Annotated in this window: 5 protein-coding genes; 2 read left to right on the forward strand and 3 right to left on the reverse strand. The window is 72.1% G+C overall.

Annotated elements, in window-relative coordinates:
- Positions 1-215: 215 nt before the first annotated feature.
- Positions 216-2486 carry a transglycosylase domain-containing protein gene (locus tag A6R01_RS08995; protein ID WP_292605108.1) on the forward strand — a complete coding sequence of 757 codons (2271 nt, stop codon included), beginning with the start codon at positions 216-218 and terminating at the stop codon, positions 2484-2486.
- The gene (locus A6R01_RS09000; RefSeq protein WP_292605109.1) at positions 2483-3904 is read left to right on the forward strand and encodes a glycosyltransferase 87 family protein; all 1422 of its coding nucleotides are present in this window, start codon (positions 2483-2485) and stop codon (positions 3902-3904) included. The genes A6R01_RS08995 and A6R01_RS09000 overlap by 4 nt, the downstream gene beginning before the upstream one ends.
- Before the next feature lie 70 nt (positions 3905-3974).
- Here A6R01_RS09000 and A6R01_RS09005 read toward each other — a convergent pair whose 3' ends face one another.
- The 3 genes from A6R01_RS09005 to A6R01_RS09015 all read right to left on the reverse strand — a co-directional run.
- Complete coding sequence (locus A6R01_RS09005; protein WP_292605110.1) at positions 3975-5084, reverse strand: alanine racemase; 1110 nt, start codon at positions 5082-5084, stop codon at positions 3975-3977.
- A gap of 7 nt (positions 5085-5091) precedes the next feature.
- Positions 5092-6228 carry a peptidoglycan bridge formation glycyltransferase FemA/FemB family protein gene (locus tag A6R01_RS09010; RefSeq protein WP_292605113.1) on the reverse strand — a complete coding sequence of 379 codons (1137 nt, stop codon included), beginning with the start codon at positions 6226-6228 and terminating at the stop codon, positions 5092-5094.
- Between the two features lie 53 nt (positions 6229-6281).
- A partial coding sequence (locus tag A6R01_RS09015) for a deoxyribonuclease IV (RefSeq protein ID WP_292605111.1) occupies positions 6282-6994 on the reverse strand: 713 nt, incomplete at its 5' end.

Consider the following 6994-nt stretch of genomic DNA (forward strand, 5'->3'; position numbering starts at 1 on the left):
AATGCGAACCTGCGTGATATCGAGATGTACGCCACTGTTCACCGCGACCCGGTGGCGGGCACCCTCGTCTGCGGCAGCCGGTCCCCCTCGTGCCGGTTGCGTACCCTTCAGTGGCGGTCCACCCTTCTCGGGGCAGCGACCACCAGGTCCCGACCCCCGAGCAGCAGCGGAGCGACAGACACGTGACAGGCAAGCGCAGGGCTCCCGGCCCGCCGGTGAGGAAGAGCGCGGCATCCGGGACCAAGCAGCCCCGCACCTGGAAGCAGCGCAGCCTGTGGGCCCTGAAGTGGGCCACGGTCGCGGGGCTCGTGCTGGCCCTCATCGCGGGTGCGGCGTTCTTCTACCTCTACCGCACCATCGACATCCCGCGCGCCAACGAGGACTTCAAGACCCAGACCTCGCGCATCTACTACGCCGACGGCCAGACCGAGCTCGGCACGTTCGCCACGCAGGACCGTACGATCATCTCCTACGACGAGATGCCCGACTCGATCAAGGACGCGGTGGTCGCCGCCGAGAACCAGACCTTCTGGACCGACTCCGGCATCGACGTCAAGGGCATCCTGCGCGCGGTGTTCAACAACGCCTCGGGCGGTGACCGCCAGGGTGCCTCCACGATCACCCAGCAGTACGTCAAGATCTTCTACCTCAGCCAGGAGCAGTCCTACGAGCGCAAGCTCAAGGAGGCCATCCTGGCCCTGAAGCTCCAGCGCCAGATCACCAAGACCGAGCTGCTGGCCAACTACCTCAACACCATCTACTTCGGTCGCGGCGCGTACGGCGTGGAGGCCGCCTCCCGGGCCTTCTTCGACAAGCCGGCCAAGCGCCTGAACCTGCGCCAGGCTGCGGTCCTGGCCAGCGTCATCAACAACCCCACCCGCTTCGACCCCGCCAACGGCAAGGACGCCCGCAAGGCGCTCAAGGGGCGCTACACCTACGTCCTGAACTCGATGGCGACCCTGGGATCCATCTCCGCCGACGAGCGCGACAAGGCCCTCAAGCACCTGCCGAAGTTCCCCGAGGTCGAGTCGGAGTCGGCCTACGGCGGTCAGCGCGGCCACATGCTCACGCTGGTGCGCAAGGAGCTCAACCGGCTCGGCTACACCGACGACCAGATCGACGGCGGCGGCCTGAAGGTCACCACCACCTTGACCGAGGACGGCATGCGGGCCGCCCAGGAGGGCGTGCTGGAGGCCAAGCCCGAGGGCTTCGGCGACAAGCAGCTGCACGCGGCCTCGGCCAGCGTCGAGGTCGGCACCGGCCGCCTGCTCGGCTTCTTCGCCGGCCAGGACTACCTCGACAGCCAGATCAACTGGGCCGTCTCCGGCGGCATGGTCGGGTCGACGATGAAGCCCTTCACGCTGGCCGCGGCCATCGACGCCGGCTTCTCGCTGCGGGACACCTTCGCGGGCAACTCGCCCTTCGTCTTCCCCGACGGCCTGGAGGTCCGCAACGCCGGTGGCGGCGACGGCCAGGACTTCGGGGAGCGCGTCAACGCGATCCTCGCCATGCAGAAGTCGATCAACACCGCCTTCGTCGACATGTCCTCGGCGATCCCGCAGGGGCCCTCGAAGATCCAGAAGCTGGCCATGGAGCTCGGCGTCCCGCCGATGGAGAGCGACCAGCGCTACCCGGGCATCCCCTCGACCAGCCGCGACTTCACCTCCGACGACACCCTGATCACCCTGGGCCGGGCCCGGGTCAGCCCGATCAACATGGCCAACGCCTACGCCACGATCGCCAACGGTGGCCGCCGTGCCGACGTCCACGTGATCGAGAAGGTCGAGCTGGCCGACGGCAGCACGGACTACGAGTTCGACGAGCCGACCGAGCGGGCGCTGGACGAGGACATCGCGGCCGACGTGAGCTTCTCGCTGCAGGAGACCGTCGCCGGTGGCTCGGGCGCGACCGTGCAGCCGCTGGGCCGCCCGGCCGCCGGCAAGACCGGCACCGCCACCAACAGCAAGGACGACGTGTCCTCGGCGTGGTTCGTCGGCTACACCCCGCAGATCAGCACCGCGGTGATGTACGTCCGCGGCGACGGCGACGACCGGCTCGACGGCTGGCTGCCGTCGTACTTCGGGTCCGGCTTCCCCGCCGCCACCTGGCTCTCGATCATGCAGCGGATGATGGACGGCCTGCCCGTCGAGGACTTCCCGGACCCGGTCTACGTCGACGGCGACGCCCCCAAGAGCGGCTACGAGCCGACGACCGCGCCGCCGTCCCCGACGAGGAAGCCGTCGCCGACCAGGAGCGAGGAGCCGACCGAGGAGCCCAGCGAGGAGCCGTCCGAGGAGCCCACGCCGACCGAGGAGCCCACCACCGAGGGGCCCTGCGAGGGGCTGCTCTGCCCGTCGGAGAGCAGTGAGCCCAGCGGCTCGTCGTCGCCGTCGCCGTCGCAGAGCCCCAGCGGTAACGCGAGCGGCAACCCGAGCGGCTCGGCCTCGGCCAACCCGGCGCCCGCACGACGGTCCCGCCAGTCGTGACCCCGGTCGGTGCCACTCGTGACGACGAGGTCGTGCGCGCCCTCAGCGAGGTCGCGGGTGGTCCCGAGGGCGACCACTCCCGCGGGCACCGCTGGTGGACCCCCGTGCGGGTGCTGCTCGCCCTGACCGCGATCGTCTTCGCCCTCGGGATGGTGCAGAAGACCAGCTGCTTCAACGACACCTGGGCCGACGGGGACACCCGTTTCACCCACATGTGCTACTCCGACCTGCCCTACCTCTACACCGGCCGGGGGCTGGCCGAGCTGGCCTGGCCCTACTCCGGCGACCCGGAGGTGCGGGAGCGGTACGCCGAGGTGATGGAGTACCCCGTCGGCATCTCCTACTGGGCCTGGGGCACCGCCTGGGCCGCCCACCTGCTGGCCGACGCGCCGGACCTCGACGAGCGCCGGCTCCAGTCACCCGACACCTACTTCGGCGACCCGCAGGTCCAGCGCGAGATCCGCTCCTTCGTCGTCATCAACGCCTTCGGGTTCGCGCTCCTCGCGCTGCTGTCCACGTGGTTCCTCGCCACCGCCGTGCCGCGACGCCCCTGGGACGCGGCGGCCTTCGCGGTCGCGCCGGTGCTGGCGCTCACGGCGCTGGTCAACTGGGACCTGCCCGCCGTGGCCCTGGTGGCCGGGGCGCTGTGGGCGTGGTCGCGGGACCGGCCGGTGCTGACCGGCGTGCTCATCGGGCTCGGCACGGCCACCAAGCTCTACCCGCTCTTCCTGCTCGGCGGCGTGCTCGTCATCGCCTGGCGACGGCGTGACCTGCGCTCCTTCGGCCTGGCCACGGCTGCGGCCGCGGTCGCGTGGCTGGTCGTCGACCTGCCGGCCATGCTCGGCGGGCTGGAGCAGTGGAAGGTCTTCTGGACCTTCAACTCCGACCGCGGGCCGGACCTCGGGTCGGTGTGGCTGGTCGCCGCCCAGGCCTTCGACGTCACCATCACCCCGCACACCGTCAACGTGGTCTCGCTGGCGTTCTTCGCGGCCTGGTGCCTGGGCGTCGCGGCGCTCGGCGTCCTGGCCCCGCGCACGCCGTCCCTGGCGCAGCTGGGCCTGCTGGTCGTGACCGGGTTCCTGCTGGTCAACAAGGTCTACTCCCCGCAGTACGTCCTGTGGCTGCTGCCGCTGGCCGTCCTCGCCGTCCCCCGCTTCCGCCACCAGCTGGTCTGGCAGGGCACCGAGGTCCTCTACTTCGCGAGCGTGTGGTGGTACCTCGGCGGCCAGCTGGCCCCCGGCGGCGGCGACGACGCCGGCTTCTACTGGCTGGCGATCCTGGTCCGGGTCGCCGGCGAGCTGTACCTCGTGGGGATCGTGCTGCGCGACATGTTCCGGCGTACGCCGGACGCGGAGCCGGACCCGGCACCGGTGGTCGAGGTGCGAGGCGCGCCGGCGCCGAGCCTCGAGACCCGGTGACCCGACAGCGGACGGGTCTCGAGGCTCGCTCCGCTCGCACCTCGACCAGCGGGCTCGACCAGCGGGGTGGTCAGTCGACGAGGACCCGGTCGAACGTCGTGATGGTGTAGCGGACCCGGACGTCGATCTCCTCGCCGACCCGGGGGACCCGGGAGCCGCCGGGCAGGAACAGCATCGAGGCCTGCATGTGCGGGGGCTCGGCGAAGAGCCGCTGCTTGCCGTCGATGGAGAACGGCGAGCGCACGAAGCCGAGCGCGTCCAGACCGCCACGGGCGAGGGTGCCGGCGCGCCCGCGCAGCCCGAGGTCGCCGGTGGGTGCCTCGAGGCCGATGCCGTGGGCGGTGCCGCCGGAGACGACCAGCAGGTGCCCGGACTTCGGTGCTGTGCGGCCGCGATAGCCGAAGGCGTCGCCGCGCTCGACCGCGTGGACGTCGAGCACCGTGGCGTGCACGCGCAGGGCGTCGCGGTCGCCGAGCCACAGCGAGGTGCCGATGCGCGGCCGGAAGGTGAAGTCGGGCCAGCGGTGGCGCAGCGTGTCGAGCTCGCCGGCGCTGAGGTGGGAGACCCAGACCGTCCGGGCTCCCCCCGCCCGGTCGTGCTCGGCCTCCGGCAGCCCCGCCCCGACGACGTCGTTGAGGAGCCGGTCGACCTCGGTGACGTGGGTGCCCTGGCCCAGCGGCAGGTGCAGCGCCACGCCCTCGAGGTGGGCGCCGCGCCCGCGGAGCACCTCGGCGGTGCCCCACAGCTCGCGGGCGGTGAGGCCGTGGCGCTGCATCGAGGTGGCGCGCTCGAGGACGAAGCGGGCGTCGGGCCGACGCGAGAGCAGGTCGGTGAGGTCCTCGGGCCGCGAGACCGTGTGGACGAGACGACGCGTCAGCGAGGCGTCGGCGGTGGCCTCCAGGGCCGGGCCGAAGGGGCGCCAGGGCGTGAGGACGAGCAGCGAGCCGGCGTACCGCTGGGCGACCTCGGGCAGCTCGGAGTAGGTGCCGACGGCCAGCGTGTCGGCGGTGGTGGGCGCGAGGTCCTGGTCGCACAGCCACTGGGCACGCCGGGCGAGCCGGCCGGTCGTGAAGCCGTAGCCGTTGCCCTTGGCGACGGGGACGAGGCCGGGGAACCGCTCGGCGGTGGCACGGAGGTGGGCGCGCCAGCGCTCGCCGTCGACGCTCAGGGTGAGGCTCATCGGGTGCTCACCTGCGCGCCATGTAGAGCTCGAAGGCCTTGTAGAGCGGCCGGTTGAGCGGGAGGTCCCACTCGCCGGCGTGCTCGACGGCCTCGCCGCCGGTGCCGACCTTGAACTGGATGAGACCGACGTGGGAGTCCTCGGAGTCGAGGGTGTCGGTGATGCCGCGCAGGTCGTAGACGGCCGCACCGGCCGCGAGCGCGTCGCGGATCATCTGCCACTGGACCGCGTTGGAGCCGCGGACCTCGCGCTTGTCGGTGGAGGAGGCGCCGTAGGAGTACCACGCGTGCTCGCCGACCCGGATCGCGATGGTGGCGGCCACGAGGTCGCCCTCGTGACGGGCCTCGTAGAGACGGATCCGGTCGCTCTCGCCGACCGCCTCGCCGTCGGCGGCCAGCGCCTCGACCATCACGCGGAAGTAGGAGAGGGGTCGCGGTGTGAAGTGGTCGCGCTCGGCGGTGTGGACGTAGAGGGCGTGGAAGTCCTCGAGCCGGGCCAGGGCCTCCTCGCGACCCTCGCTGGCGGTGACCTCGACACCGAGCTTGGCGGCCTTCTTGATGTTGCGACGCCACAGCTGGTTCATGCCCCTGAGCACGGCGTCCTCGTCGAGGGCCGTGCCGTCGGCGTCGCGCAGCGGCACCTGGAAGACGAACTGCGGCTGGCCGGCGGCGAACCCGCCCTCGGCCACCTGGGGACGCCAGCCCAGCTCGCGCAGCTGGGTGACGACGCGGGCACCGGCGGTGTCGCGCTCGGTGGGGGCGAGGTCGCCGAGGCGGCGTACGTCGTCGTCGGCGATGCCGTCCTTGACCTGCTGGGCGCTCCAGCGGGCCGTCACGACCGGGGGCCCGATCCGGATCCCGAACGCACCGCGCGCCTTCACGTGGGCGGCCAGCGCCGGCAGGGCCGAGGCGAGGTCGACCTCAGCCCAGTCGAGCACCGGCCCCTCGGGCACGTAGGCGAGGAACCGCTTGACCTTCGGCAGCTGGCGGTAGAGCACGAGGGCGACGCCGACCAGGCTCTCGCCGTCGAAGAAGCCGACCGACTCGCGGCGCCACTCGGACTTGACCCGGCCCCAGCCCGGGGTCTGCAGGAAGCTGGCCGACGCACGGGCGGCGAGGTGCTCGCGGTGGGTGGCCTCGTCGATCTCGCGGACCTGGAGGGGGGCGGGTCGCGTCGGGGTCGGCACGGTCAGAGACGTTACAGCCGCGCGCGCAGCCACTCGAAGTCCGCCACGTGCGACTCGGCCGGACCGGGGGTCTCGCACACCACCGGCGCCGCGGCGTCACGGACGACGGCGGCGAGCAGGTCGGGGTCGATCCGACCGGCGCCGAAGCTGGCGTGCCGGTCGGCGCCGGAGTCGAAGTCGTCGCGGCTGTCGTTGGCGTGGACGAGGTCGATGCGTCCGGTGATGGCGCGGACCTCCTCGACCACGGTGCCCAGGTCGTTGCCGCCGGCGTGGGCGTGGCAGGTGTCGAGGCAGAAGCCGACCTGCTCGAAGCCCTCGGCCGCGGAGATCGCGTCCCACACCCGGCCGATCCGGTCGAGGTAGCGGGTCATCGCGTTGTCGCCGCCGGCGGTGTTCTCGATCAGCAGCGGGAGCTTGAGGTCGGTGGCCTCGATGGCCTTGCGCCAGTTGTCGAAGCCCTTCTCCGGGTCGTCGGCCTTGTTGACGTGCCCACCGTGGACGATCAGGCCCTTCGCGCCGATCTCCGCCGCGGCGTCGACGTGCTGCTGGAGCAGCTTGCGGCTGGGGATGCGGATGCGGTTGTTGGTCGTGGCGACGTTGGTGGCGAGCACCACGCGGCGCTTCGAGCCCCCGCGCGGGCGGAACACGCGGTGCTGCTCCTCGGCCGAGAGCCGGCTGTAGAGGGGCAGCACGTCGACGCCGCGGCGGAGATCGGCGCGAAGGG

Origin of the sequence: Nocardioides sp. REDSEA-S30_B4, assembly GCF_001627265.1 — a bacterium.
GTDB lineage: Bacteria > Actinomycetota > Actinomycetes > Propionibacteriales > Nocardioidaceae > Nocardioides.